Source organism: Microbispora rosea (assembly GCF_044460045.1).
GTDB lineage: Bacteria > Actinomycetota > Actinomycetes > Streptosporangiales > Streptosporangiaceae > Microbispora > Microbispora rosea.
In genome coordinates this window covers 530652-556701 of record NZ_JBITJO010000002.1, presented here as the reverse complement: position 1 = coordinate 556701, position 26050 = coordinate 530652, and the positions used below count along the sequence as shown (strand labels likewise).

The following is a 26050-nucleotide window of genomic DNA, read 5'->3' as shown; positions in this document are numbered from 1 at the left end:
TTGCGCATTACTCTTTAGTAACCTACTTGGAGGCGTGACGGCTATGGAATCCCCTCTCACCGCGGCGGAACCCATGCTCTGGTCGGGTTGGGGTGATCCCGCCAAGGCCGCCGAGCTGCCCGCGCCGGTGCGGGACCTGCTCGCGCAACTCCTCGGCGTCCGGGCGCCCGCCGCACCGGCGGCGACGTTCGGCGAGGTGCGGCTGCCGCCGATCGCGTTGCCGCCGCCCCTGCTGGCCGCGCTGGCCGCGATCGTGGGGGACGAGCACGTGCGGGCCGACGACGACGCGCGCATCCGCCACACCCGGGGCAAGTCCACCCCCGACCTGCTGCTCATGCGCGCGGGGGACGCCTCGGACGCGCCCGACGCCGTCGTGCTCCCCGGCTCGCACGACGAGGTGGCCGCCGTGCTCCGCCTGTGCGCGGAGCATCGGGTGGCCGTGGTGCCGTTCGGCGGGGGCACCTCGGTGGTCGGCGGCCTCGTGGCGGCGCGGTGTGGCTCCGAGGGGGGCTTCACCGGCGTCGTCGCGCTCGACCTGGCCAGGCTCAACCGGCTCGTCTCCGTCGATTCCGTGTCCATGATCGCCGAGCTGGAGCCGGGGCTGCGCGCGCCGCAGGCCGAGCACCTCCTCGCCGCGCACGGGCTGACGCTCGGGCACTTCCCCCAGTCGTACGAGTACGCGACGCTGGGCGGCTTCGCGGCGGCCAGGTCCAGCGGGCAGGCCTCGGCCGGGTACGGCAGGTTCGACGACATGGTCGCCGGCATGACCGTGGCGACGCCCCGGGGCACTCTGGAGATCGGCCGCGCGCCCAAGTCGGCCGCCGGGCCCGACCTGCGCCAGGTGTTCCTGGGCTCAGAGGGCGCCTTCGGGGTGATCACCTCGCTGCGGCTGCGCGTCCGGCGGGCCCCGGCCGTCAGGGCGTACGAGGGCTGGCGGTTCGCGGGCTTCGCCGAGGGCGCGGCCGCCATGCGGCGGCTCGCGCAGCAGGAGGCCCCGCCGCCCACGGTGCTGAGGCTGTCGGACGAGACCGAGACCATGGTCGGGCTGGCGAAACCCACCGACCTCGGCGCGGCGGGGCGCGACTCCGGCTGCCTGCTGGTGGCGGGCTTCGAGGGCTCCCCCGGCGACGTGGCCTACCGGCGGGACCTGGCCGCCGCCGTGCTGGTGGAGGCGGGCGGCGTGCACCTCGGGCCCGAGCCGGGGGACGCGTGGGCGCAGGGCCGGTTCTCCGCCCCCTATTTGCGCGACTCCCTGCTGGCCGCGGGGGCGACGGTGGAGACCCTGGAGACCGCCTGCTTCTGGTCGAACCTGCCGCGCCTGTACGACGCCGTACGGCTGGCCCTGCTCGGCGCGCTCGGGTCCCCGCTGGTGATGTGCCACATCTCCCACGTCTACGCCACGGGGGCCTCGCTGTACTTCACGGTGGTGACCGCGCAGACCGGCGACCCGCTCGGGCAGTGGGCGGCCGCCAAGCGCGCGGCGAACGAGGCGATCGTGCAGGCGGGCGGCACGATCACGCACCACCACGGCGTCGGCCGCGACCATCGCGAGGCGTACGCCGCGGAGATCGGCGACCTGGGCGGCGAGATCCTGCGGGGCGTCAAGGAGCGGCTCGACCCCGCCGGGATCCTCAACCCGGGTGTGCTGATCCCGTGAAATTGCCAAGATTGTTCCCATGGTCGATATGGGCGCGGCCGCCGCGCGGGGGAAGCAGGTCTCGTCACGGGTGTCGCAGGCCGGAGCGGGCTGGGACTGCGCGCAGATCGGCACGTTCGACGCGCTGAGACCCACCCGGAGCTCCTTCAGCTGGCTGAACCCCGCGACGCTGTGGCGCTCCCGCAACGAGGTGCTCGCCCAGCTGTTCGGCGACCCCTCGCCGCAGGTGCGCCGCCGGTGGGTGGCGGCCCAGCGCGACCGCGGCGTGGACGAGGACTTCCGCATCAGGCTCGATCTGGGGGAGGAGTTCTCGTTCCTGGTGCTCGGCGACACCGGCGAGGGGGACGCCTCGCAGTACGCGGTGGTGCCCGGGCTGCTCAAGCTCGGCGCGGACACCGCGTTCGCCGTCATCGCCAGCGACGTGATCTACCCGACCGGCTCGGGCAACGAATACGGCGACAAGTTCTTCCGGCCCTACAAGGACTACCCGGCCCCGATCTTCGCCGTGCCCGGCAACCACGACTGGTACGACGGGCTCGGCGGCTTCATGCGGGTCTTCTGCGACGCCCACTCCCTGTCCGCCGAACAGCGGGGGTTCCGGCTCTCTCCGGACGGGCTGCGCGGGCTGCTGTGGAAGAAGCCGGAGACGATCGACGAGGACGCCCTCGCCCAGGCCAGGAAGATGCGGCCCAACCCGGGCCCGGCGCTGCCGGGGCCCTACTGGGTGATCGACACCGGCCGCCTGCTGCTCGTGGGCATCGACACCGGCATCAAGGGCACGCTCGACCGCGAGCAGGGCGACTGGCTGCGCCGGGTCTCCGCCGACCCCCGGCCCAAGATTCTGATCACCGGCAAGCCGATCTACGTCAACAACGCCTACCACCCGTGCGAGATCGAGGGCGGCGGCACCGTGGACGACGTGGTCCGCGACCCGGCGCACAACTACGTCGCGGCCATCGGCGGCGACGTGCACAACTACCAGCGCTACCCGGTCCGCGTGGACGGGCGGCTCATCCAGTACGTGGTGTCCGGGGGCGGCGGGGCCTTCATGCACGCCACCCACACGATCCCCCGGGTGGACGCGGCCGGCGTGCACGAGGACGACTTCAAGTGCTACCCCCTGCGCGGCGACTCGCTGTCCTTCTACAGCCTGCTCTACAGCAGGAGGCTGCGCCTGCCCGGGCTGTACGTCACGCCGGAGGAGGGCCTGGCCCTGATGTCCCGGCGGATCGGCAACACCCCGCCCAGGCCCACGCCCGGGGCGCCGATCGGCGCTCGGGTGAAGTGGGCGGCCCGGCTGCTCGGCGGCTGGCCGATGCCGTTCCGCCTGCCGGTGGGGCGGGTCTTCCACCGGTACATCTCCGAACTGTCCGACTGGGACACTCCGCCCTTCTTCAAGAGCTTCCTCCACCTGTCGGTCACCGGGGACACGGTCCGGCTGCGCTGCTTCGCCGCGACGGGCTGCCTCCCGCAGGAGGAGGAGCCGCCGCTGGAGGACGAGGTCGAGATCCCGCTCTGACCGGTAGGCCCGGCCGGGAAACGACGGCCGGGAAAACGTCGGCTGGAGACGGCGGTCGGAGAGGCATCGGCTGGGGAGACGCCGATCGGAGAGACGCCGGTCGGGGAGAGGCCGGCTGGGAAAACGTCGGCCGGAGACGTCGGCTCGGGAAATGTCGGCGCCGCCTGGCACGCTGGTGGGGTGCACGTTGTGGTGGCGGCCGACGCCGAGGGGGGCGGCACCGTCAAGCCCCTCGGCGGGCCGGCGAGCCGCGTCTCCGATCTCGCGGCGGCGGTGGGCTCGCTGGAGGCCGCCGAGCGGCCCCGTTGGGTGTGGGCCGACGCGCGCCGGGTCTATCCGGCGCTCCTGGCCGCCGGTGTGCGGCTGTCGCGCTGTCACGACGTCACGCTGACCGAGAACCTGCTGCTGGCGGCGGACGGGCGCTACGGGGAGCCCAGAGGGGTCCAGGCGGCCTACGCGCGCCTGCGCGGCCTCCCGGTGCCCGACGACCCGCACGAGGCCTCTGACGCGCATCAGGGGGGCGGGACGCAGGCGAGCCTGTTCGACCCGGCGCCGCCGCGGCACGGAGTGCCCGAGGCCGACATGGTCGCCGAGGTTTTCGAGGACCAGCGCCGCCGCGTCGCGCGCACGCCTGATCCCGGGCGGTTCCGCCTGCTCGTCGCCGCCGAGTCGGCCGGTGCGCTCATCGCCGCGGAGATGGGCCACGACGGCATGCCCTGGCGCGAGGACGTCCACGACGCGCTGCTGACCGACCTGCTCGGGCCCCGCCCCGCCCACGGCATGCGGCCCGCGAAGCTCCAGGCCCTGGCCGACGAGGTGTCGGCCGCCTTGGGCCACCTGGTCAACCCCGACTCCCCGCAGCAGATCGTCAGGGCGTTCAAGACCGCGGGGATCGAGATCCCGTCCACCCGCTCCCACGTGCTGAAGACGGTCGACCACCCGGCCGTCGCGCCGCTGCTGGCGTACAAGGAACTGGCCCGTCTGTACAGCTTCCACGGCTGGACCTGGGCCGCGCAGTGGGTCAGCGGCGACCGCTTCCGGGCCGAGTACGTCGTGGGCGGGGTGGTGAGCGGCCGGTGGGCCACCAGCGGCGGCGGCGCGCTGCAGATCCCCAAGGTCATGCGCAAGGTCGTGATGGCCGACGAAGGCTGGACGCTCGTGGTCGCCGACGCCGCGCAGCTCGAACCCCGGGTGCTGGCCGCGCTGTCCGGTGACCTTGGGCTCGCGCGGGCGGCCGGGGAGATCGACCTGTACGCCGCGCTGGCCCAGGCGTTCGGCGGGGTCCGCGAGTCGGCCAAGATCGCCATGCTGTCCGCGATGTACGGCGGGACCAGCGGCGACGCCTCCAAGCTGCTGGCCGTCATGCGGCAGCGGTTCCCCAAGGCGTACGCGTTCGTGGAGGACGCCGCCCGCGCGGGGGAGGAGGGACGGCTGGTCCGGTCGTGGCTGGGCCGCACCTGCCCGCCCCCGTCGGACCGGTGGCGGCGCCTGGTCGCCGGTCCCGAGGGCGCCAGAGCGGCCAGGGACCGGGGGAGGTTCACCCGCAACTTCGTCGTGCAGGCGACGGCGGCCGAGTGGGCGCTGACGCTCCTCGCCGTGCTGCGCGGGCTGCTGCCGGACCCGGCCCGGCTGGTGTTCTTCCAGCACGACGAGGTGATGGTGCACTGCCCGCTCGACGTGGCGGGCGAGGTCAGGCAGGCCGTCGGCCGCGCGGCCGACGAGGCGACCCGGCTGCTGTTCGGCGACACCACGGTCCGCTTCCCGATGGAGGCGGTGGCCGTCACCTGCTACGCCGACGCCAAGTGACAGGCGGAGGCCGGACGCCTCCGGCCCAGGGGGGCCGGACGTCACTTCCTGGTGATGAAAGCGGTCACCAGCAGGGCCGGGGCGCCCAAGGCGGCGAGGAGCAGCAGGAGCGCCACGGCGGCGGCGGAGACGTTCCGGGCGCCGGAGGAGGGCGCCGCTCCCACGCCGAACACGGTGTCGTCGCCGGAGCACGTCACCGTGTAGGTGTCCGTCTTCGGCGGGCGGATCTCGTAGAGCAGCCGCCACTTGGTGTCGCCCGTGGTGAACGGCCGGTAGCTCGCCGCCGGGCGGCCCAGCCTGACGTTCCGCCCGCGGCCGTTCGCGACTTCGCAGCGGGGGCCGGGTGACGCGCCGGAGACGTAGATCGCCGGCTTCAGCGTGGGATTCAGCGTGACGGTCAGCGCGGAACCGTCGGCGGAAATCCTCCTCGGCGTGGCGGAGATGCCCATGCCGACTTCGCACACGGCGGCGACGGCCACGAGGAGCCCGCAGAGGACCACCCAGGCGCGCGTGGTCCGCCGCAACCAGGCGGGGTACCGCCTGGGCCGTCGCCCGGCCGCGGGACGCGCCGGCGGCGCGTACGGCCTCGCGGGGCGGCGCGCGGGTCCCGCCGGGTAGGGCGCGGGGCGCGAGAACGGAGGGCCCGGCGCCGGATAGGCCGGCCGCGGACCGGGGGTGAACACCGGCGGGGCCGATCCGCCGCCCGCCCGGGGATCCCTGGGCGGACCGGCCATGTGCGGACGCGGCGTTCCCGGTGTCCACGGCGTTCCCGGCGTCCCCGGAGCTCTCGGCGTTCCCGGAGCTCTCGGTGTCCCCGGGCCGGACGCCGCCGCACCGGACGCAGCCGCGCCGGGCCCGTCGGACAGCAGTGAGCGCGGCGTCTCCGGTGACGCGGTCAGGGCGCGGGTCGGGGCGACGCGCGTACGCACCGCCTGCGCCACGCTCGGGGGGAGCCACCCGCCCTGCTGGACGGGCGAGGCGGAGACACGGCCGCTGTCGGAGAGCTCGTTCAGCACGGCCGACACGGTCGGCCGCCCGCCGGGTTCCTTGGCCAGGCACCGCGCGACCAGCGTCCGCACCGTGGGCGGCAGCGTGTCGAGGGCCGGCTCCTCGTGGACGATGCGATACCACAGCCCCTGCCAGGACCCCTGTCCGAAGGGCCCGCTGCCCGTCGCGGCGAACGCGAGCACCAGCCCCAGGCAGAACACGTCGCTCGCCGGTCCGACCCGGGCGCCCTTGAGCTGCTCAGGGGACATGAACCCGGGGGAACCCATGGTGATGCCGGTCTTCGTCAGGGAGCCGCCCTCGGCGGCCAGGGAGATGCCGAAGTCGATGACGCGGGGGCCGTCGTCGGCCAGCAGCACGTTCGACGGCTTGAGGTCCCGGTGGACGACCCCGGCCGCGTGGATCGACTCCAGGGCCTCGGCCAGCCCCGCGGCCAGGGCCAGGACGGACTCCTCCGGCCAGGGCCCGTGCTCGTCCACCGCGTCTTCCAGCGACATCCCGGGCACGTACGCGGTGGCGAGCCACGGCGGCGACCCCTGGGGGTCGGCGTCGACCACTCCGGCCGTGAAGAAGCCGTTGACCCTGCGGGCCGTGGCGACCTCGCGGTCGAACCTGCGGCGGAAATCGGCGTCGCCGGCCAGTTCGGGCCGCACGACCTTCACCGCGACGGCACGCCCGCTCCGCGAACGCCCGAGATACACGCGGCCCATCCCGCCCTCACCCAGGCGTGCCTCGACCCGGAAGGGCCCCACCTCCCGGGGATCGTCCTCCCGCAGCGCCTCGAAGGTCCGCACCGGCACTCCTTGGAATCCGGACTCACGCGTGGTCGATCAGGACACTCTGTCCAAAGAGCGCGGGAACCGATCGCCACGCGACGCCGCCGAGGCGAGCGCGCGCTGCCGCGTCGCCCCGGCGGGGACCGGGCGTCAGGAGGGCCGGAAGCTGCTCCAGAGGGTCTGCCGGACCGGTGCGGCCGACTCGTTCCAGTCGAAGTCGGGCGAGGCGAACATGATCGCGTAGGCGCGCTCGCCCGCCTCCAGGTAGCGGATGACCGCGTGGACGGTGACCTCGCTGGCGTTGGTGTAGGTGTACTCCCACTCGGCCGCGGGGTAGCGGTAGTCCACCTGGCGCAGCTGGACCTGCGTGTAGTCGGTGAAGTCCTTGATGTCCAGGTTCTGCTCGGCGGATTGCAGCGCCGCCAGGCTGCCGTCGGGGATCCTCTTGATCGTGATGCTCTGCCCGCTGTCCTTCGGGCCCGTGAGCCTGACGGCGCCGTCCTCGACCGCGGTGCTCCACTCCTTCGGCACCGCGAGCGACACCCCGTCCTCGGTCACCGGCTGGTAGCCCTCGGGCACGCGTACGGCCGACAGGGGGCGCGCGGTCGGCGCGGCGGTGTCGGGGGGCGTGAGGGTGGCGCCCGACCTGCCGTCCTGCTGTGAGACCACGGCCTCGTCCGGGCCGCTCGGCAGCAGCACGAACACGATCGCGGCGATCACCGCGACCACGGCCGCGGCGGCGACGGCGAGCAGCAGCTTCGACCGGCCCTCTCCGCCGGGGGCCTCGTCGGCCTGCTCCTTGCGCCTGCGCCCGGCCCGGGGCGCGTGCGGACCCGTGGCGTCGCTGACGGGACCGAAGTCACCGCCCTGCGAGGAGACGCCCTGTGATGAGAGGCCCTGTGACGAGAGGCCCTGCGGTGCGGCGGCCTGGTGCGGCCCCGTGTGCTGCGGCCCCGTGTGCTGCGGTCCCGTGTGCTGCGGTCCCGTCTGCTGGGGCATCGCGTGCTGCCCGGACCGGTGCTGCGGCCGCGGCGTGCCGCCCAGGTCGCCGGGCATGTCGCCCGGCGCGGGCGTCGGCCACATGGCCTCCTTCGGCCGCTCCGGCGCGTGCGTCGAGCCCGAGGGGGACGACAGCGGGTCGAAGGCCGTGTCGAAGGGCGTGTCGAAGGGCGGGGCCTGCCCGAAGGCGTTCACCGGCCCGAACGCGCCCGGGGGCTCGTACGCGGGGCCGGCGGGCCGCGGCTCCCCGGCATGGGGCCCGGCGGGACGGGGCTCGGCGGGACGGGGCGCCGCGGTGCCGGGCGGGACGGTGCCGGGCGGGACGACCGCGCCCGCGGGCAGGCTCTCCGCCGTGAGCGGCACGCGGACCGGACCCGAGGGCGTCTCGATGATGCGCGAGGGCAGCGGCCCCGAGGGGATGTCGAGCGGCGGCAGCAACCCGGCGGGCGTGGAGTCCTGCGGGGTCGGCACCGACGTCGGCGTGCCGGCGCGGCCCGGCAGTCCGGCGCCGTGGCTGTGCAGCACCCGCTCCAGCATCTCCGCGACCTGCGCGGCCGGAAGGCGGTCGGCCGGGTTCTTGCGGAGCAGGCCCTCGATGACCGGGAGCAGCGCGCCCGCCCGGCGTGGCCGGTTGGGCTCCTGCGTCAGCACCGCGCCGAGCACGGCGACCGCGTCCGGCCCCTCGTAGGGCGGTCGGCCCTCCACGGCAGCGTACAGCGTCGCGCCGAAGCTCCACAGGTCGGCGGCGTGGGTGATCGGGCGGCCCTGGAGGCGCTCCGGCGGGATGTAGGCGGGCGAGCCCATGAGGAGCCCGGTCTGGGTGATCGTGACGTCGCCCTCGATGGCGGCGATGCCGAAGTCGGTGAGCACCACGCGGTCGGCGGTGAGCAGCACGTTGCCGGGCTTCACGTCGCGGTGGAGGATACCGGCGGCGTGGGCGTGACGCAGCGCGTCGAGCACCCGGATGCCGATCTCGGCGGCCTGCACGACCGGCAGCGGCCCGCTCTGCCGTACGGCCTGCTCCAGGGACCAGGCGCGGACGAGCTCCATCACGATCCAGGGGCGCCCGTCCTCCTCGACGACGTCGTGGACGGTGACGATGCCGGGATGGCTGAGCCGGGCGGCCGAGCGCGCCTCGCGCAGCATGCGCCGGTGGGCGGTCTGCGCGCCGGCGTTGTCGAGCCCGAACGGCAGGAGCAGCTCCTTGACCGCGACGTCCCGGTCGAGCAGCACGTCGTGGGCGTGCCACACCATCCCCATGCCGCCGCGGCCCACCGGGGACAGCAGCCGGTAGCGCCGGCCGACGAGACGTCCCTGCCCTTCGGGGGCGCCCCCCGCGGGGGCGCGACCCACAGGTCCTTGACCCTCTGGCATAGGGGGGACCATACCGAGCAGGCGATCTGTCGTCATAGATTAGGTCCCCAATTCACGCTCGCTCCGCAAGATCTCCCGAACGGACCGTGCGAATTGCATCGGATATCTGAGGTTGACGACGATATTACGGTCTGATGACGGTCAATGGGAATTCACGTGTCGCACAGGGCGTCGAGGGCGGCCGTGAAGGCCCCGGCAGGCGGGCTCACCAGACCCGCTCCCACCTGCCCCGTTCCGGCGATCCTGCCCGCGATGCCGGTGTTCACGACGGGCAGCAGACCGGTCCTGGCCACGAGCGCGACGTCGATGCCGGCGGGCGTGCCGCGGAAGCCCAGCCCCGGGATCTGGTACGCCGGGTGCTCGGCCAAGGTGATCTCGTACATCGAGGTGGTGGCGGCCACGGCGTCGGACACCTCGCCGCCGACGAACCGGACGATCGCGGGGGCCGCCGCCATCGCGAAGCCGCCCAGGCCCGCCGTCTCGGTGATGGTGGAGTCGCCGATGTCGGGGTTGGCGTCGTCCGGGCCGTACCCGCCGAGGTACAGGCCGTCGGGCACGCCGGCGGGGCCGGTGAACCACCGGTCGCCGAGGCCCGACACCTGTATTCCGAAATCGGTTCCATTGCGTGCCATCGCCACGACCAGGCTCGATCCGGGCACGCCGCGGGCCGCGTCGGCGCTGACTTTCGCCGCCGCCATTCCCGCGTTCAGGAAGAAATGATCATTTCCATTGATGAATCGCAGCACCTCGGCCGCGCGGTCCGGGGCCGCCTCCACGATCGCGGGCGCGATCTCGCGTACCAGCAGGGACGTCGCGGCGCGGTTGCGGTTGTGCAGCTCGTCGCCCATCTGCAGCGCCTGCGCGATGAGCGTGCGCAGATCGAGGGGGCCGCACCGCTCCAGCGCCGCCGCGAGCACCGGTCCGAGCACCTCGCCCATCCAGCGCAGCCGCTCGATCACCTCGGGCCCGTACGCGCCGTAGCGCAGGACCTTGCCCAGCCCCTCGTTCAAGGAGCAGTAGGCCGTGCCGCCGTGCTCGGCGTCGGCGACCTCCAGCATCCACATGGACGGGCTGACCACCCCCGCCATGGGGCCGACCGTACGGTGGTGGTGACAGGAGCCGAGGCTGATCCCCGCGCCGGAGGCCAGGCGCTCCTCCGCCTCCTCGGGCGTGGCCGCCAGGCCCTCGAACAGCATCGCCCCGGTGAGCGCCCCCCGCATCGGGCCGGAGGCGCGCTCCCAGGTGATCGGCGGACCGGCGTGGAAGAACTCCCCGGCCCCCAATCCGAGGACCTCGCGCGCCGGGCGCACGCCGGTCAGCATGGGCCGGGCCGACAGCATCCTCCCGACGGCGGTGGCGTTGGCGCTCTCGCGCCGGGGGTCGGCCAGCACCCGCGCGAGCGCGGCGGAGGCGCCCGGCAGCGGAGGCCGCCAGTCGACCTCCCGCCGCACCACGGCCTGCCGGTCCAGCGCCTCGCCCAGCACCTGCGCGCCGACGGTGATGACGCGCGGCTCGCCGTACAGCATGGAGAGGGTCATCGGGCTCCGATCCGGGTCGGCGCGGCCACGCCCGTCACCCGCCCGCGAGGTGACGGGCGTGCCGGGCGGCCGCGGCGTTGGAGGTGAAGACCGCCGCCCCGGCGTCGTTCAGCCGGGCGGCCTGGGCGCGCAGCCCCTGCGGGTCGCCGTCGGTGCCGACGACGGCCACGACCACGTCCACGCCCCTGGCGACCGCGTCGCGGATCGCGGGCGCGAGCCAGGAGGACGGGTCGGGGTCGGCGCCGTGCCCGAGCACGACGTCCATCAGCACGACGCCGGAGGCGACGCCGCGCAGGGCCTCCAGGCGCAGCGCCGGGTCGATCATGGGATGCGCCCGGCCCCGGGTGTAGGAGTCGTCGCCGAAGTCGGTGAACCCGCCGGCGCCCGCCACGAGGGCCGCCTCCGCGCACAGCGTGCCGCCGGCGTAGAGCCCCCGCAGGGCCCCGCCCGGCTCCGCCGCTCCCTCGCGCGCGGGCGCGGGCCAGGAGGGCCACTCGGGCACGTCGCGGCCGAGGGCCCGCAGCACCTTCTCCGCCGCGGTGGTCAGGTCGTCCTGCCCCGGCCCGAGCAGCGCGGCGACGACCGGCGTCGCCAGGTCGAGGTCCCGCACGGCACGGGCCACCTCGGGGGCAGGGGGCTTGGAGACCAGCACGATCAGCTCGGTCGCCGGGTCGTCGTCGAGCGCGCGCAGCGCCTGCACGGCCGAGCGCCCGCCCACCGCGGCGGACAGGTCCCTGCCGCCCACGCCGAGCACGTGGGAGACGCCGACGCCGGCGAGGTCGAGCAGGCTCGTCACCTGCTGGGCGCCGGTCCCCGAGGCGGCCACGACGCCGACGGGCCCGGGGCGCAGGACGTTGGCGAAGCCCAGGCCGGCCCCGCCCACGACCGCGGTGCCGCAGTCGGGCCCCATCACGAGCACGCCCCTGGCCCGTGCCAGGTCCTTGAGCAGGATCTCCTGCTCCACGGGCACGTTGTCACTGAAGATCATCACTGAGAGCCCGGCCTCCACGGCGTCGAGCGCCTCGGCGAAGGCGTGCTCGCCCGGCACGCTCACCAGCGCCAGGCTCGCGTCGAAGGCCCGCGCCGCCGCCCGGGTGGTGCGCGGCGGCGCCTCGCCCCGCGTCCCGCTCGCCTGCGCCCGTGCGGCGAGCTGTCGCTCCAGTTCGGCGGCGGCGTCCTCCAGCTCCGCCGGCGAACCGGCCCGGACCGCCACCAGCAGGTCGCCGGGCGTCGCGGACGGCACCGCGAAACCGAGGTCGCGGGCGAGGCCCAGGTTGAGCTCGGTCGCCATCGCGACGACGGCGACCGCCACCCCGTGCCGTTCGGTGAGCGCCCGGCTCACCCGCATCAGCGTGACGGAGTCGCGGTAGACCCCTGGGCGCACCTCGACCAGGTCGTTCAACGGCCCTCCCGATGAGCGAGGACGGCGGACAGCCCGATCTGCACGCCCCACGCCAGGTCGGCTCCCGAGGTGTGGCCGAGGCGGAGCAGGCGGTGCACGGCGGGCTCCAGCGGCTGGTGCCCGGCCACGCCGCGCAGCACCCCGGTGACCTCCGGGCTCGCCTCGCCCCTCGCGGCGCAGTGCAGCAGGGTGGCCGAGATGGGCGTGGTCCTGGTGCGGGCGTCGTAGGTGACCACCGCGGCGAGCCAGTCCGCCAGCCAGACGGCGCGTGGCACGCCTGCCGCCGCGCCGAGGTGCCGCAGCGCGACCAGCAGGCCGGCGAGCATGTCGTCGCCGCTCGGCGTCAGTCCCGGGCCGAGGCCGATCAGCCGCTCGGCCGCGGTGATGCTCTCCACCAGCGAACCGGCCCGGCATCCGCGCTCCAGCAGTGCCGGGGCGCCGTCCGGGTCGAGTCCAGGCCGCCGGGGGGAGGCTCCGCGGACACGGCCGAGCACGCCGAGGGCGGGCGCGAGCCGTACGGGGTCGGCGGGGCCGAGCGGGGGAGCGGGGTCCCACCAGCGGCGCACGCAGATCGAGACGCCGCCGACATCGACGGAGCCCTCGCCGACCCAGGCGTCGTCGCCCGCCGACACTCCGTCGAGGCGCTCGGGGAGCAGCACGGCGTTGGGCAGGCGGGTGGCCTCGCCCGTGACCACGGCGACGACGTGCGGCTCGGACTCGCTCCTGATCTCCAGGTAGAGCGCGAGGGGAAAGGCCGCGAGCACTCTGGCCGGGCGGCGGGGCGCCTCGAGCGCGGGCCGCACGGCCATGCTCGCGGCGCCGCTCATGAAGGTGGGGGCCGCCGGGGGGCGGGACGCGGGCGTCGCCGCCCGCCGCCCTCTCGGGCGCGTGCCAACACTCACCGGACCTCCCGAAGCAGTCGTTGCCGACGCTAAGCCCCGCCCTCCCCCCTCCGTACGGAGAAAGATGCCAACAGTCGGCCGAATGCTTGGCTCTTCCTGCCAGGACCGCCGTCGGGCACAATCGGCCTGAGACGTCCCCGGAGCGGTCCGCGAGGCGCGAGCGGCCCGCGTGGCGAACGAGGAGCGGTGAGCGGCCGACGGCCCGAGGATGTCGCGACCCGGTGACGGCACTCTCGGAGACGGCATTGCAGAACGACCCGGCCCCGCCCGCGATGCGCCTGGCAAGCACCGGAACGATCCTCCACGGCGTGTCGGTGGGCGAGGTGCTCGGGGTCTCGACGCTGGCGGACGCCCGCCTGATCGCCGGGCGGAGCGGTCTCGACCGCATCGTGCAGCGCCTCAACGTGATGGAGGTGCCCGACATCCTCGCCTGGGTGAAGCCGCACGAGCTGCTGCTCACCACGGGCTACCCGCTGCGCAACACGCCGCAGTCGCTCGACCGGCTCGTGGCCGACCTGGACGAGCGCGGCCTCGCCGCGCTGGCGATCAAGCTGGGCCGCTACCTGGACGAGCTGCCGGGGGAGATGGTCGAGCAGGCCGACCGGCTGGGCTTCCCGCTGATCCTGCTGCCCAACGACGTGGGCTTCGACGACATCCTCAACCAGGTGCTCACCGACATCCTCAACCGCCAGGCGGCGATCCTCGCCCGTACGGAGGAGGCGCACCGGGCGCTCGTGCAGATCGTGCTGGCCGGGGGCGGGATGCGGGAGGTCACGGCGGAGGTGGCCGGGCTGCTGCAGGTGGCGGTGGGGGCGACCGACGCCGCGGGTCATCTCCTCGCGGCCGCCGGGGAGTCCGCGCAGGTGGCGCGGCTGCGGGAGATCACCGCGGCCCTCGCGCGCACGCCGTCGGCCCCGCCGCCGGGCGGCGACGGTCACTACGCGGCGGTGCCCGTCGTCGCGGGCGGGCACCACCACGGGAAGATCGCGGCCTTCAGCGCCCACGGCACGCTGACCCCCAGCGACATCGGCATCCTGGAGCGCGCCGCGACCGTCGCCGCGCTGGTGATCACCAAGCAGGAGGCGGTCACCGCCGTCGAGAGCAAATATCGCGCCGACTTCCTGCGCGACGTGCTCACCGGCAGGGGCGGGCTGCGGGTGGCCGAGCGCGCCCAGGCGTTCGGCTGGGACCTGGAGCGCCCGGTGAGCGTGCTGGTCGCCGAGATCGATCCGGACGCCGAGGAACGACCGGTCCAGGACCGCATGCTGGCGGCGTGGCAGGCGTCGGTGCGCAAGCACGACCCGCGCGGCGCGGTCGCCGGCTTCTCCCACGAGGTCGTGGCGATCGTCGGGGCGGCGGCCGACCCGGCCAAGGTGGCCAGGGACGCGCTCGCCGCCGTCACCGACGGCACGTTCTCCACCGGCCTCAGCCGGGTCGCCTCCGGGGCGGACGCCCTGCCCGGAGCGTACGGCCAGGCGCTGAAGGCTGCCCGGGTGGGCCGTCAGCTCCACGGGGCCGGCGCGGTCGCCCACTTCGACGAGCTGGGGGTCTACCGGCTGCTTTCGCTGGTGAACGACACCGACGAGCTGCACGCCTTCGTCCGCGAGACCCTCGGCCCGCTGGCCGGGGACGACGACGCGGAGAACGCCGACCTGCGCCGCACGCTGCAGGCGCTGCTGGAGACGAACCTCAACGTCGCGGAGACCGCGCGCCGCCTGCACTTCCACTACAACACCCTGCGTTACCGGATCGGGAAGCTGGAGCGCATGCTGGGCAACTTCACCGAGGACGCCCATCTGCGGCTCAACCTCACCCTCGCCCTGCACGTCCTGCGCATGCGAGGCATCTGAGTGTCCTGCCCCGAGTCTCCTGCCCCGAGACGGGCGGCACCCCCGGACACTCCTAGGCTGGCGGGGTGAACGACGCGAAGGCCCCAGCGATCACCTTCGAGCTGGACGGCGACTACATCCCGCTCTGCGATCTCCTCAAGTTCTGCCAGATCACCGACAGCGGCGGCGCGGCCAAGCACCTCGTCGCGGAGGGCCGGGTGCGCGTCGACGGACGCGTGGAGCTGCGCAAGGCCTGCAAAATCCGGGCGGGCCAGGTCGTCACCGGCGACGGGTACACGATCCGCGTGGTGTGACGCCCCGGAGCTCACCGGTTTGGCAGATCATGCCCATGTCTGACGCGCACGCCAGTCCTACAGTGCCCCAAACGGTGAACGCCGCGGAGGGACGCCTGCGGGGTGGCCGACCGGCCCACGGCCCAGTGAGCAAGAGGGGCGTATATGGCTTTCAGATGGACGGTGCACGGCGACGGCAGAGGGCTGGCTCCCGGTGAGGTCGTCAAACCCGACGAGAGGCTGAGCTGGCCGCGCATGGTCGGCATCGGCGCCCAGCACGTGATCGCCATGTTCGGCGCGACCTTCGTGTTCCCCCTCGTCATGGGGCTGGACCCGAACACGGCCGTGATGATGTCGGGTGTCGCGACGATCCTGTTCCTGCTCTTCACCCAGGGGCGGATCCCCAGCTATCTGGGCACGTCGGCCTCGTTCGTCGGCGGCGTGGTGGCGGTGCGTGCGGCGTTCGGCGGCGACACCCCGGCGGCCGACCAGGTCGTGACCGGCGCGATCCTCGTCGCCGGCCTGGTGCTCGCCCTGTGCGGCGTGGCGATCCACGTGCTCGGCGTGCAGATCATCCACCGGATCTTCCCCCCGGTCGTGACCGGCGCCGTGGTCATGCTGATCGGCTTCGGCCTGGCGTACGTCGTGGCCGACGTCTACTGGCCGCAGGACCCGTGGATCGCGCTGATCACGATGGTCGCGACGTTCGTGTTCATCGTGCTGTTCCGCGGCTTCCTCGGCCGCATCGGCGTGCTGCTCGGGCTGGTCTTCGGGTTCGTCCTGTCCTGGCTCGCCGACAAGGTGCTCGGGAACATCACGGCCTACAACGCGGGCACCGGCAAGATCGACACCCATCCCCGGGTGAGCTTCCAGGCCGTCGCCGACGCCGACTGGATCGGGCTGCCGCACTTCCACGCCCCGTCGTTCCAGGCGTCGGCCGTGCTGGTCGTGCTGCCCGCCGTGATCGCCCTGATCGCGGAGAACGTCGGCCACGTCAAGGCCGTGGGCCAGATGACCGGCGCGGACGTCGACCCCCAGATGGGCAGGGCGGTCATCGCCGACGGCGTCGGCACCGCGGTCGCGACCGCCGTCGGCGGCTCGCCCACCACGACCTACGCTGAGAACATCGGCGTTATGGCGGCCACCCGGGTCTACTCGACGGCCGCCTACTACATCGCCGCGATCATCGCGATCCTGTTCGGCCTGTGCCCCAAGTTCGGCGCGCTGGTCGCCGCCACGCCCGGCGGCGTGCTCGGCGGCGTCACGGTCATCCTGTACGGCATGATCGGGTTGCTCGGCGCGAAGATCTGGGTGGAGAACCGGGTGGACTTCGCCGACCCGGTCAACATGGTGCCGATCGGCGCGGGCATCATCCTCGCGATCGGGCCGGTCACCCACCAGATCACCGGCGACTTCTCGCTCGCCGGGATCGCGCTCGGCACGATCGTGGTGCTCGCCGGCTATCACCTGCTCCGCGCCATCGCGGGCAGACGAGCGAAGGAGGTCACGGGTGGGGAGATCGGACTCGAACGCGACCCGGCCGTCTGACCGGCCCGCGCCGCGGGTGCGGACGCGATGAAACCGCCTCCGTTCGTCTACCACGGCCCGGCCACCCTCGGCGAGGCACTCGACGTCCTCGCCGAGGCCGGGCCGGACGGGAAGGTGCTGGCGGGCGGCCAGAGCCTGATCCCGCTGCTCAACATGCGGCTGGCCGCGCCCGCCCACATCGTCGACGTGAACCGCGTGCCCGGCCTGGACGGGATCGAGGCCGGGCCGCCGGGCGTACGCGTCGGGGCCCTGGCCCGCCACGCCGCGGTGGAGCGCTCGCCGGGGGCCGCCGCCGCGCAGCCGCTGCTGCGGCAGGCGCTGCGGCTGGTCGCCCATCCGGTGATCCGCAACCGCGGCACGGTGGTGGGCAGCCTCGTGCACGCCGACCCCGCCGCCGAGATGCCCGCCGTGCTCGCCCTGCTCGGCGGGTCCGTACGGCTGGCGAGCCGGGGCGGGGAGCGGGAGGTGCCGGCCGCGGAGTTCTTCACCGGCCCGATGGAGTCGGCGCTGCGGCCCGGCGAACTGGCCCTGTCGGCGTTCTTCCCCGCGCTGCCCCCTCGGTCGGGCACGGCCTTCCACGAGGTGGCCCGGCGGCACGGCGACTATGCGGTGGCCGGGGTGGCCGCCGCCGTCACGCTGGACGAGGACCTGCGCGTCGCCGCCGCCCGCGTCGCCTGCGTGAGCGTGGGACCGGTCCCGGTCGTCGTGGACGTGACCGCGGCGTGCGGCCCTCGTCCGGCCGCCTCGATCAAGTGGGAGGCCGTGGCGGAAGCCGTACGGGACCGGATCGATCCGGAGGGCGACATCCACGCGACGGCGGACTACCGGCGGCACCTCGCCGGGGTGCTCGCCGCCCGGGCGCTGCGGGACGCGGCCTCCGCGGCCCGCGGGGAGGAATCGTGAACGAGACACGCCATCACGTGACGCTGACGGTCAACGGGGTCCTGCGGGAGGCGACGGTGCCGGGGCGGCGGCTGCTGTCCGACTGCCTGCGCCACGATCTCGGCCTCACCGGCACCCACGTGGGCTGCGAGCACGGCGTCTGCGGCGCCTGCACGGTGCTGCTCGACGGCGAGCCGGTGCGGTCGTGCCTGACGTTCGCCGTCACGGTGGACGGCCACGAGATCACGACGGTGGAGGGGCTGGCGCGCGACGGCGAGCTGTCGCCGGTGCAGCGGGCCTTCACCGAGTGCCACGCCCTGCAGTGCGGGTTCTGCACCCCGGGGTTCCTGTGCACGGTCACCGCGTTCCTGCGGGACAACCCCGTGCCGACCGAGGAGGAGGCGCTGGAGGCTGTGGCGGGCAACCTGTGCCGGTGCACCGGCTACCAGAACATCCTCAAGGCGGTCCACCGCGCCGCCGAGTTGCAGGCGGAGCTTCACGCCGAGGAGGACCGGTGACGACGAAGCTGTTCGGTGAGCCGGTCCGGCGGCGCGAGGACGGCCGGCTGATCACCGGGCAGGGGCGCTACCTCGACGACCTGGGCGAAGGCGCGCTGGCCGCCGCCTTCGTCAGGTCGCCGCACGCCCACGCGCGGATCCTCGACATCGACGTGTCGGCCGCCCTCGACGTCGAGGGCCTGGTCGCGATCTACACGTGGGAGGACCTGCCGGGCGCGCTGGCCGAGCCGCTGCCGCTGCTGATCCCGCACCCCGCGCTCACCCACGGCCGTACGGCGTACCCGCTGGCCCGGGAGATCGTCCGGCACGTCGGCGAGCCGGTCGTGATGGTCGTCGCCCGCGACCGCTACCTCGCCGAGGACGCCTGCGCCCTGATCAGGGTCGACTACGAGATCCTCAAGCCGGTCGTGGGCATCGAGGAGGCCGTGCGCGGTGTCCACCTCGTGCACGAGGACGTGCCGGGCAACATCGGCGCGCACCTCGTCCAGGAGGTGCCGGGACCGGGCGGCGTGACCGCGCGGGACGCGATCGCGGCCGCCCCGCACACGCTGGAGTTCCGCCTCGACATCGAGCGCAGCGCGTGCATGCCCCTGGAGGGGAAGGGCGTGTACGCCCGCTGGGACGCCGACGACGGGTCGCTGCGCGTCTACTCCTCCACGCAGACGTCCACGAGCGTGCGGATGGCGATCGCGGCCAAGCTCGGGCTGCCGCTGCCCAAGGTGGAGGTCGTCGCGCCCGACGTCGGCGGCGGGTTCGGTGTCAAGATCGTCCATCCGTGGCCGGAGGAGGTCCTCGTGCCGTGGGCGGCGCGGCTGCTGAACCGCGAGGTCAAGTGGGCCGAGGACCGGCGCGAGCACTTCGTCTCCTCCTCCCACGAGCGCGGCCAGGTCCAGCACGTGCGGGTCGGGTTCGACGACGAGGGGCGCGTCCTCGGCCTCGACGTCGAGATCCTGCACGACCACGGCGCCTACACGCCGTACGGGATCATCGTGCCGATCATCACCTCGACGCAGCTGCTCGGGCCGTACAAGGTGGGGGCCTACCGGGTCGAGTTCTCCTCGATCTACACCAATACCGTGCAGGTCACGCCGTACCGGGGCGCTGGCCGCCCGCAGGGCGTGTTCTGCATGGAGCGGACGATGGATCGCATCGCCGCCCATCTCGGCAGGGACCGCACCGCGGTCCGCGCGGCCAACTTCATCCAGCCGGACGAGTTCCCGTACGACCAGGGCATGACGTTCCAGGACGGGCGGCCGCTGATCTACGACAGCGGCGACTACCCCGAGGCGCTGCGCCTGCTCAAGGAGCTGATCGGCTGGGACTCCTTCCCCGAGGAGAAGGCCCGCGCGGCGGCGGAGGGCCGCAGGATCGGCATCGGCGTCGGCTGCTACGTCGAGGGCACCGGCGTCGGCCCCTACGAGGGCGGGCACGTGCAGGTCACCTCCGACGGCCGGGTGCACGTCTCGACCGGCCTGACCTCGCAGGGGCAGGGACACGAGACGGTGTTCGCGCAGATCGCGGCCACCGAGCTCGGCGTGCCGATCGAGAAGGTGTCGGTCGTCACCGGCGACACCCGGCGCTTCGGCTACGCCGTGGGCACCTTCGCCTCACGGGCGGCCGTGATGAGCGGCAACGCGATCGCGCTCGCCTGCCGGAAGGTCAGGGAGAAGGCGCTGCGGATCGCGGCGGAGGCGCTGGAGGCCGACCCGCGCGACCTGGAGATCACCGACGGGATGGTCCACGTCGCCGGCGTGCCGTCGGCGTCGATCCCGCTGGCGACCGTCGCCGTGCTGTCCAACCCGCTGCGGTACGCCTTCGACGAGGAGGCCAGACGGGCCACCCAGTTCGCCGGGGCCGCCTCCGACGACCGGCCGCCGGTGGCGGAGGGGGAGGAGCCCGGCCTGGAGGGCCGGGACTACTACTCACCGGTCAGGTCCACCTTCGCGGCCGGCATGCACGCGGCGATCGTGGAGACCGACCGGGACACCGCGGAGATCAGGATCCTGCGGTACGCCGTCGTCCACGACTGCGGCAAGCTGATCAACCCGATGATCGTCGAGGGCCAGATCCACGGCGGGGTCGCCCAGGGCGTCGGCGGGGCGCTGTACGAGAAGATGGCCTACGACGAGCACGGCCAGTTGCTGAACGCCTCGTTCATGGACTTCCTGATGCCGTACGCCACGGAGGTGCCGCACATCGAGACGGCCCACCTGGAGACGCCCTCGCCGCTGAACCCGCTCGGGATCAAGGGCGCGGGGGAGGCCGGGGTCATCCCCGTCTCCGCCGTCATCGCCGGCGCGGTCGAGGACGCCGAGGACATCACGATCGCCCGGATGCCCATCTCCCCCTCCGACCTGTACGCCCTGCGTCAGGACCGGTGACCACCGTCAGAGCGCCGGGGTCACGTCCGTGTGAGTGAAGTCGTCGCCCTTGAACAGGAGTGGTTCCCGGCACTCTCTCGCGAGTGCGTAGGAGAAGCAGTCGCCGAAGTTCAGTCCTGCTTTGTGACCGCTGCCCCTGCCGTAGTCCCAGTAGGCCCGGCGCGCGGTCCGCGCCTGCTCAGGCGTGACCGGCATGATCTGCACCCTCATCCGGGCGAGAAGGTCGTCCAGGAGCCGTGACGCAGCGGGGTCGCGGGCACGCTCGACCACCGCGGCCAACTCGACGTAGGTCCCCGCCGAGATCCGTCGCGTCGGCGCATCCCTGATGGCTCTGGCCAGGTCGATGGCGTCCGGCTCTCCGTTGATGATCGCGATGATCGCGCTGGTGTCGATGATCACGACGGAAGCCCAGTCTCAGCGTCGTAGAGGAAGTCGCTGGACAGGTCGCGCTCACCTACTCCCGAGCGGATCCTCGCGGCAATGGCGAGGATGTCGTCTGCCATCGTGGCGTCCTCGGTCTGCTGCAGCTTCGCGAGCAGCCGCTCGTGCCTCTCCCGTAGGGCGGAGATGACGGCGGCGGTCTTGCTCTCACCGGTGAGCGCCCCGATCTCGGCCGCCAGTCGCTCGGCCTCGGGATTCTTGATGTTCAAGCTCACGGCCGCCCCCTTCTACCCTGTCTACCTTCCAAATCTACCCCTTCTGCCATTCCTGAGTCAGGACACGTGGGCGGTGAGGCGCTTGCGGAAGACCCAGTAGGTCCAGGCCTGGTAGGCGATGACGCCGGGCAGGGCGAACAGGCCGATCCAGGTGAGGACGGTCAGCGTGTACGGCGCCGAGGCCGCCTCGGCCAGGGTGAGCCCGGGCAGGGGAGCGGTCCACAGCACGCCGAAGACGGTGGCCGTCGTCGCGGCGATCGCCGTCGCGGTCGCGGTGAAGGCCCAGCCCTCACGGCGGCCCCACACCAGCGTCACCCCGGCAGCCAGCGCCGCGGCGGCGAGCAGGGCGGTGCCCAGCGTCCATCCGGGCCCCTTGCCCGGCACGGACGGCAGCGTGGCGAGTGCGACCGGCACCGCGCCGACGGCCGCGAGCAGTGCGGCGCGGCGGGCGCGGGCGCGGACCCCGCCGGTCGTCTTGAGCGCCACGAACACCGCGCCGTGCAGCACGGCCGCCGACAGCGACAGGGCCCCGCCCAGCACGGTCGCCAGCGCCGTGCCGAACAGCAGGTTGCCGAAGATCGCGCCCCACAGGAACGCCGGCAGCACGCTGCCGGTGACGATCCCGGCGTCGCACAGCGCGACCTCGCGCCGGGAGTGGACCTTGCCCCGCCACTCCAGGCCCACCCCGCGGACGATCAGGCCGGCGATGACGAGGAAGACCGGCAGGTAGAAGCCGCTGAGCAGGCCCGAGTACCAGGCGGGGAAGGCGGCGAACATCGCCCCGATCGCGGTGATCAGCCACACCTCGTTGCCGTCCCAGACCGGCCCGATGGTGCCCAGCACCTGCTTGCGGTCGGCCTCCGACCGCGACAGCAGCGGCAGCAGCGCGCCCACGCCGAAGTCGAACCCCTCCAGGACGAAGTAACCCGTCCAGAGGAACGCGATCACGATGAACCAGAAGGTCGTCATCTCGTGGCTCCTCAGTACATGAGCGTCGGCGTGAGCCGCGCCTCGTCGGGGCGGGCGGGAACGGTGCCGGTGGGCGCGTTCTCGACCGGCGGCAGCTCCGGGCCCGCCTTGACGTGCCGCACCAGCAGCACGCCCTCGGCCAGCGCCAGCACGCCGTACAGGACCGTGAAGACCGCCAAAGTGATCGCGACCTCGCCGAGCGAGACGCCGGGCGACACGCTGGCGGCCGTCATGAGCTCGCCCTGCACGGTCCACGGCTGGCGGCCGATCTCGCTCAGCAGCCAGCCCGAGATGATCGCGACGGCGGGCAGCGGAAGCGCCAGAACGCACAGGCGGGCGAACCAGCCGGGCACCGGCTTCGCCGTTCCGCCGCGCTGCCGCCGAGGGCGCCTGGTCAGCCACAGGCCGAGCGCGGACAGGCCGACCGTGGCCATGCCGAAGCCGATCATCACGCGGAACGACCAGAAGACGACCGGCACGTTCGGGGTGTAGTCGGCCGGTCCGAAGGTCTTCTCGTACCGTGCCTGGATGTCGTCGATGCCCTGGACCGTCGCGCGGGGGTCGTGCGCGGCGAGCAGGCTGAGCAGGCCGGGCACCTCGACGCCGGGCGCGATCGAGAACGGCGCGCCGGCGGTGTCGTGGCGCAGGCCCTCCGCCGCGGCGAGCTTCATCGGCTGCTGCTCGCGCAGCAGCTGGCCGGACAGGTCACCGCTGCCGGCGACGACGGCCCCCGCGATCGCCGTCATGACGAGCGCGGCGCGCAGGCTGGTGCGCCACATGTCCGGGAGGCGGCGCAGCGGCACGGGCGCGTCCTGGGCGGCCGTGGCGTTCCGGCGGCCGGGCAGCACGGTGAGGCCGCGCTCGCGCAGGATGCGGTAGCCCGCGACGGCGATGACGAACCCGCCCGCCACGACGAACGAGGCGGCGACGACGTGCGGCACCTGGGCGAGGGCCGTCGAGTTGGTCAGCACCGCCCACAGGTCGGTCATCCTGGCCCTGCCGTCCACGACCTCGTAGCCGACCGGGTGCTTCATCCAGGCGTTGGCCGCGAGGATGAAGTACGCCGACAGGTTGGAGCCGATGACGGCCGCCCACAGGCAGGCGAGGTGGACCCGCTTGGGCAGCCGGTCCCAGCCGAAGATCCACAGGCCGAGGAACGTCGACTCGAGGAAGAACGCGAGCAGCGCCTCCAGCGCCAGCGGCGCGCCGAACACGTCGCCGACGAAGGTCGAGTACTCGCTCCAGTTCATGCCGAACTGGAACTCCTGGACGATGCCCGTGACCACGCCCATGGCGAAGTTGATCAGGAAGAGCTTGCCGAAGAACTTCGTGAGCCGGAGGTAGTGCTCCTTGCCCGTCAGGTGCCATGCGGTCTGGAGCCCGGCGACGTAGACGCCCAGCCCGATCGTCAGGGGTACGAAGAGAAAGTGATAGACGGTGGTCACCCCGAACTGCCACCGTGCCAGGTCAAGCGCGTCCATGTCTCCCTCACGCCAGAGCTCTACGGCTCGTAGTTCTATCTCCAGTAGTACTACAAGCTGTAGAGCATTAGGGCTCCGCGATGTGCGATCTTCGTCACAGCCGGGCGGGGTGCCGCCCGGGCCCCGTTCGCGGTGCCGTATCCCCGTTGCCTGCAGTGCCGACCTTCGCGGTCGGATCGTCCCGGTCGCCAGGGACATCGGTCCCGCCCCACCGGGAGCGCCTCCTGGGGAGGCACGGGATCAAGGGTGGACGAACGATGACAAGTGCCGCGTCCGCCGCGCGGGTGATTCACCTGTACGCCGCGCGGTTGACGGTGCGGAGGCCGAATCGGCGGGCGGGCGTACGGGTCGGCGTAGCGGCGGCGAGACACTTCCGGTAGCCGGCCGTACGGCCGGGCATGTGAACTCTGCACGACCACGGCGCCGTGCCGGGGCAGATCTTGCCGTTCTCGCCGTACGGGTGATTCTCTAGGGTGCTCGGCATCGGAGGTGGCTCATGAAGGTCTCGGGCAGCGCGTTGGTCGCGGCGGAGCGCAAGCGGGTCTGGGACGCCCTCCAGGACCCTGCCGTCCTGGTCCGGACGATCCCGGGCTGTGAGCGCCTGGAGACGATCGGCGAGGACGTCTACGCGATGACGGTGACCGCGGGGGTCGCCTCGATCAAGGGCGTCTACCAGGGCGAGGTGGCGCTGCGCGACCAGGAGGAGCCGGACCGGTTCACGCTCGGCGCGCGCGGTCAGGGCGCGCCCGGCACGGTCGAGGCGACCGTGGCCGTACGGCTGAGCGACGCCGGGGGTGGCACCCGGGTCGACTACGACGCCGAGGCCGTCGTCGGCGGCATGATCGGCGGCGTGGGGCAGCGGATGCTCGTCTCGGTCGCCAAGAAGACCGCGGGGGAGTTCTTCTCCGCCGTCGAGCGGCACCTGCTGTCCATGCCCGCCGTGTCCGCGGGGACCGCCGTCGTCGCGGCGGGGCCGGTGGCGGCGGCCGGCGACGAGCGTGCGGCGGTGACGGCGGCCGTGACCGGGCAGGCGGCGCCGCGGGTCTTCACGCGAGAGGCCGTGGCCGCGCCCCGCCGGGGCGTGCCGGCCTGGACGATGCTCGCGGCGTTCGGCACGGGCGCCGGGGTGGCGCTCGGCAGCGCCGTCATCGGCTGGCTCCTCGGCCGCCAGGGCCGGCGCAGGTAGGCCACCGGTAGGGAGGCCCTGTAAGGAGGGCCGGTAGGCAGGCCCCGCAGATAAGTCGCGCGCGCGACCGAGGACATTTCGCGACTCCGCGGACGGGCCGGTCCCGCCCAGGGCGGAATCGGCCCGTCGTGGTCGGGCCGGCGACCTAGGAGAGGGCGCCGACGGGTGCGTCCCAGTCGATGCGGTAGCGCTGCTCGGGGCCCACGGTCTTGTCCGGATCCATGAACGTCTTCAGCAGCAGCGGCATGAGCAGCGGCATCAGCTTCTGCATGACCGGGCCCGGCGTCTTGGCATGGTTGGCCTTGGAAGCGCGTGCCGCCACCTTCTCCACCCGGCTGCGGCGGAGCCGCTCGTACGTGGCGAACGCCCGCGGCACGTCCTCGATGTCCCGCAGGCAGCGGGCGAGCTGGACGGCGCTCTCGATCGAGAGCGACGCGCCCTGCCCCGAGCTGTTCGACGGCGCGTGGGCGGCGTCGCCGACCAGGACCATGCGGTCCCGGTGCCAGCGCGGAACGCTCGGCATGATGTAGAGCGCGCCCGTCACCTGCATCGATGTCACCGGGGTGTGCCGGATCAGGTCACCGCCGGGCACGTCCTCGCCGTACGTCTCCCGCAGGACGCGCATCCACTCCTCGCGCGGCACCTCGCGGGCCTGGGCGAGGGAGAGGGGCCGGTGGTAGGGCAGGTTGACGCCCCAGGTGCTGCCGCCCGCGGCGTTGCGCCAGTAGAGGTAGTAGCCGCGCCTGCCGAAGGCGAAGACCGTCGTCTCGGGATCTTCAGGCACCTCGTAGGACGACACGCCCTCCAGGCCGAGCATCCCGGTCCACTTCGGGCCGGGCGCGTCCGGGTCGATGAGGCGGCGGACGGTGGAATGGACGCCGTCGGCGCCGACCAGGACGTCGAACCGGGCCCGGCTGCCGTCGCCGAAGACCGCCGTGTCGCCCTCGACCCCGGTGAGCCTCCTGCCGTACTCGACGCGGACGCCCTGCCGCACGGCCTCGTCGCGGAGCGCCCGGTAGAGGTCGGCGCGGCGGACCGTGTGCAGCGGGCCGACACCGGCCGGGCTGGGCAGCTCCAGGCGCGTGCGGTTGGCGAGCGTCATCACCGAGCGCGTGCTGGGCTGTGCGGCCGCCCGCACCGCGCCGGCCACGCCGACGATTTCCAGCGCCGCCATGCCGTTGGGGGCGAGGGCGAGCGATCCGCCCGCGCCGTCGGCGCCGGTCGGGTACGCCTCGTAGACGGTGGCGTCCATGCCCGCCTTGCGCAGCGCCAGCGCGGTGACCGGGCCGGCGATGCCGCCGCCGATGATCGCGACATTCTTCATTTCTC

General features: G+C 73.5%; 20 protein-coding genes. 10 read left to right on the top strand and 10 right to left on the bottom strand.

All coding sequences use genetic code 11. The features are described from left to right. Nucleotides 1-73: 73 nt before the first annotated feature. The 3 genes from ACIBK1_RS09890 to ACIBK1_RS09880 all read left to right on the top strand — a co-directional run bounded on the left by ACIBK1_RS09890 (nucleotide 74) and on the right by ACIBK1_RS09880 (nucleotide 4982). The gene (locus ACIBK1_RS09890) at nucleotides 74-1657 is read left to right on the top strand and encodes an FAD-binding oxidoreductase (protein WP_396734475.1); all 1584 of its coding nucleotides are present in this window, start codon (nucleotides 74-76) and stop codon (nucleotides 1655-1657) included. 19 nt (nucleotides 1658-1676) lie between these two features. Next, nucleotides 1677-3176, top strand: a complete 1500-nt coding sequence (locus ACIBK1_RS09885; protein ID WP_363414252.1) for a metallophosphoesterase family protein — start codon at nucleotides 1677-1679, stop codon at nucleotides 3174-3176. A gap of 180 nt (nucleotides 3177-3356) precedes the next feature. Then, a complete protein-coding gene (locus tag ACIBK1_RS09880; protein WP_030505383.1) occupies nucleotides 3357-4982 on the top strand; it encodes a bifunctional 3'-5' exonuclease/DNA polymerase in 1626 nt (541 codons plus the stop codon). Nucleotides 4983-5023: 41 nt separating this feature from the next. Here the strand turns inward: ACIBK1_RS09880 and ACIBK1_RS09875 are convergent, their stop codons facing one another. The 5 genes from ACIBK1_RS09875 to ACIBK1_RS09855 all read right to left on the bottom strand — a co-directional run bounded on the left by ACIBK1_RS09875 (nucleotide 5024) and on the right by ACIBK1_RS09855 (nucleotide 12978). Continuing rightward, on the bottom strand, nucleotides 5024-6781 hold the full coding sequence (locus ACIBK1_RS09875) for a serine/threonine-protein kinase (protein WP_396733808.1): 1758 nt from the start codon (nucleotides 6779-6781) through the stop codon (nucleotides 5024-5026). 132 nt (nucleotides 6782-6913) lie between these two features. Then, nucleotides 6914-9115 carry a serine/threonine-protein kinase gene (locus ACIBK1_RS09870; RefSeq protein ID WP_396733805.1) on the bottom strand — a complete coding sequence of 734 codons (2202 nt, stop codon included), beginning with the start codon at nucleotides 9113-9115 and terminating at the stop codon, nucleotides 6914-6916. A gap of 173 nt (nucleotides 9116-9288) precedes the next feature. Continuing rightward, nucleotides 9289-10674, bottom strand: coding sequence for a DUF1116 domain-containing protein (locus tag ACIBK1_RS09865; RefSeq protein WP_396733802.1), 1386 nt, complete (start codon nucleotides 10672-10674; stop codon nucleotides 9289-9291). Nucleotides 10675-10708: 34 nt separating this feature from the next. After that, nucleotides 10709-12076: an FdrA family protein gene (locus ACIBK1_RS09860; protein ID WP_396733799.1), complete on the bottom strand. Its 1368-nt coding sequence runs from the start codon at nucleotides 12074-12076 to the stop codon at nucleotides 10709-10711. Further along, nucleotides 12073-12978, bottom strand: a complete 906-nt coding sequence (locus ACIBK1_RS09855; RefSeq protein WP_396722100.1) for a DUF2877 domain-containing protein — start codon at nucleotides 12976-12978, stop codon at nucleotides 12073-12075. The genes ACIBK1_RS09860 and ACIBK1_RS09855 overlap by 4 nt, the downstream gene beginning before the upstream one ends. Nucleotides 12979-13250: 272 nt before the next feature. Here ACIBK1_RS09855 and ACIBK1_RS09850 point away from each other — a divergent pair, with 272 nt between their 5' ends. From ACIBK1_RS09850 to cutA, 6 genes are all read left to right on the top strand, one after another. Continuing rightward, nucleotides 13251-14828, top strand: coding sequence for a PucR family transcriptional regulator (locus ACIBK1_RS09850; RefSeq protein ID WP_030505377.1), 1578 nt, complete (start codon nucleotides 13251-13253; stop codon nucleotides 14826-14828). A gap of 65 nt (nucleotides 14829-14893) precedes the next feature. Continuing rightward, on the top strand, nucleotides 14894-15121 hold the full coding sequence (locus ACIBK1_RS09845) for an RNA-binding S4 domain-containing protein (protein ID WP_231513690.1): 228 nt from the start codon (nucleotides 14894-14896) through the stop codon (nucleotides 15119-15121). Between the two features lie 144 nt (nucleotides 15122-15265). After that, nucleotides 15266-16648, top strand: coding sequence for a uracil-xanthine permease family protein (locus tag ACIBK1_RS09840; protein ID WP_030505375.1), 1383 nt, complete (start codon nucleotides 15266-15268; stop codon nucleotides 16646-16648). A 27-nt stretch (nucleotides 16649-16675) separates the two neighbouring features. Next, nucleotides 16676-17551 carry an FAD binding domain-containing protein gene (locus ACIBK1_RS09835; RefSeq protein ID WP_030505374.1) on the top strand — a complete coding sequence of 292 codons (876 nt, stop codon included), beginning with the start codon at nucleotides 16676-16678 and terminating at the stop codon, nucleotides 17549-17551. Next, on the top strand, nucleotides 17548-18048 hold the full coding sequence (locus ACIBK1_RS09830) for a (2Fe-2S)-binding protein (protein ID WP_030505373.1): 501 nt from the start codon (nucleotides 17548-17550) through the stop codon (nucleotides 18046-18048). Before ACIBK1_RS09835 ends, ACIBK1_RS09830 begins: the two co-directional genes overlap by 4 nt. Further along, nucleotides 18045-20429 (top strand): aerobic carbon-monoxide dehydrogenase large subunit, encoded by a 2385-nt coding sequence (gene cutA / locus ACIBK1_RS09825; protein WP_396733795.1) that lies wholly within the window; start codon nucleotides 18045-18047, stop codon nucleotides 20427-20429. The genes ACIBK1_RS09830 and cutA overlap by 4 nt, the downstream gene beginning before the upstream one ends. Nucleotides 20430-20435: 6 nt before the next feature. Here the strand turns inward: cutA and ACIBK1_RS09820 are convergent, their stop codons facing one another. The 4 genes from ACIBK1_RS09820 to ACIBK1_RS09805 are packed head-to-tail and all read right to left on the bottom strand — an operon-like array spanning nucleotide 20436 to nucleotide 23535. Then, complete coding sequence (locus ACIBK1_RS09820) at nucleotides 20436-20828, bottom strand: type II toxin-antitoxin system VapC family toxin (protein WP_030505371.1); 393 nt, start codon at nucleotides 20826-20828, stop codon at nucleotides 20436-20438. Further along, nucleotides 20825-21085 carry a type II toxin-antitoxin system VapB family antitoxin gene (locus tag ACIBK1_RS09815; protein ID WP_030505370.1) on the bottom strand — a complete coding sequence of 87 codons (261 nt, stop codon included), beginning with the start codon at nucleotides 21083-21085 and terminating at the stop codon, nucleotides 20825-20827. The genes ACIBK1_RS09820 and ACIBK1_RS09815 overlap by 4 nt, the downstream gene beginning before the upstream one ends. A 57-nt stretch (nucleotides 21086-21142) precedes the next feature. Further along, the gene (cydB, locus tag ACIBK1_RS09810; protein ID WP_030505369.1) at nucleotides 21143-22054 is read right to left on the bottom strand and encodes a cytochrome d ubiquinol oxidase subunit II; all 912 of its coding nucleotides are present in this window, start codon (nucleotides 22052-22054) and stop codon (nucleotides 21143-21145) included. A gap of 11 nt (nucleotides 22055-22065) precedes the next feature. Beyond that, nucleotides 22066-23535 carry a cytochrome ubiquinol oxidase subunit I gene (locus ACIBK1_RS09805; RefSeq protein WP_396733790.1) on the bottom strand — a complete coding sequence of 490 codons (1470 nt, stop codon included), beginning with the start codon at nucleotides 23533-23535 and terminating at the stop codon, nucleotides 22066-22068. 496 nt (nucleotides 23536-24031) lie between these two features. Between ACIBK1_RS09805 and ACIBK1_RS09800 the strand changes: the two genes are divergently transcribed. After that, nucleotides 24032-24721: a carbon monoxide dehydrogenase subunit G gene (locus ACIBK1_RS09800; RefSeq protein ID WP_396733787.1), complete on the top strand. Its 690-nt coding sequence runs from the start codon at nucleotides 24032-24034 to the stop codon at nucleotides 24719-24721. Nucleotides 24722-24866: 145 nt separating this feature from the next. Here ACIBK1_RS09800 and ACIBK1_RS09795 read toward each other — a convergent pair whose 3' ends face one another. Then, a complete protein-coding gene (locus tag ACIBK1_RS09795) occupies nucleotides 24867-26045 on the bottom strand; it encodes an FAD-dependent oxidoreductase (RefSeq protein ID WP_396733785.1) in 1179 nt (392 codons plus the stop codon). Between the last annotated feature and the right edge of the window lie 5 nt (nucleotides 26046-26050).

Coding starts and splice junctions, on each gene's coding strand:
- ACIBK1_RS09890 (WP_396734475.1), top strand. CDS start 74: ATGCTCTGGTCGGGTTGGGGTGATCCCGCCAAGGCCGCCGAGCTGCCC.
- ACIBK1_RS09885 (WP_363414252.1), top strand. CDS start 1,677: ATGGTCGATATGGGCGCGGCCGCCGCGCGGGGGAAGCAGGTCTCGTCA.
- ACIBK1_RS09865 (WP_396733802.1), bottom strand. CDS start 10,674: ATGACCCTCTCCATGCTGTACGGCGAGCCGCGCGTCATCACCGTCGGC.
- ACIBK1_RS09850 (WP_030505377.1), top strand. CDS start 13,251: ATGCGCCTGGCAAGCACCGGAACGATCCTCCACGGCGTGTCGGTGGGC.
- ACIBK1_RS09840 (WP_030505375.1), top strand. CDS start 15,266: ATGGCTTTCAGATGGACGGTGCACGGCGACGGCAGAGGGCTGGCTCCC.
- ACIBK1_RS09835 (WP_030505374.1), top strand. CDS start 16,676: ATGAAACCGCCTCCGTTCGTCTACCACGGCCCGGCCACCCTCGGCGAG.
- cydB (WP_030505369.1), bottom strand. CDS start 22,054: ATGACGACCTTCTGGTTCATCGTGATCGCGTTCCTCTGGACGGGTTAC.
- ACIBK1_RS09805 (WP_396733790.1), bottom strand. CDS start 23,535: ATGGACGCGCTTGACCTGGCACGGTGGCAGTTCGGGGTGACCACCGTC.
- ACIBK1_RS09800 (WP_396733787.1), top strand. CDS start 24,032: ATGAAGGTCTCGGGCAGCGCGTTGGTCGCGGCGGAGCGCAAGCGGGTC.
- ACIBK1_RS09795 (WP_396733785.1), bottom strand. CDS start 26,045: ATGAAGAATGTCGCGATCATCGGCGGCGGCATCGCCGGCCCGGTCACC.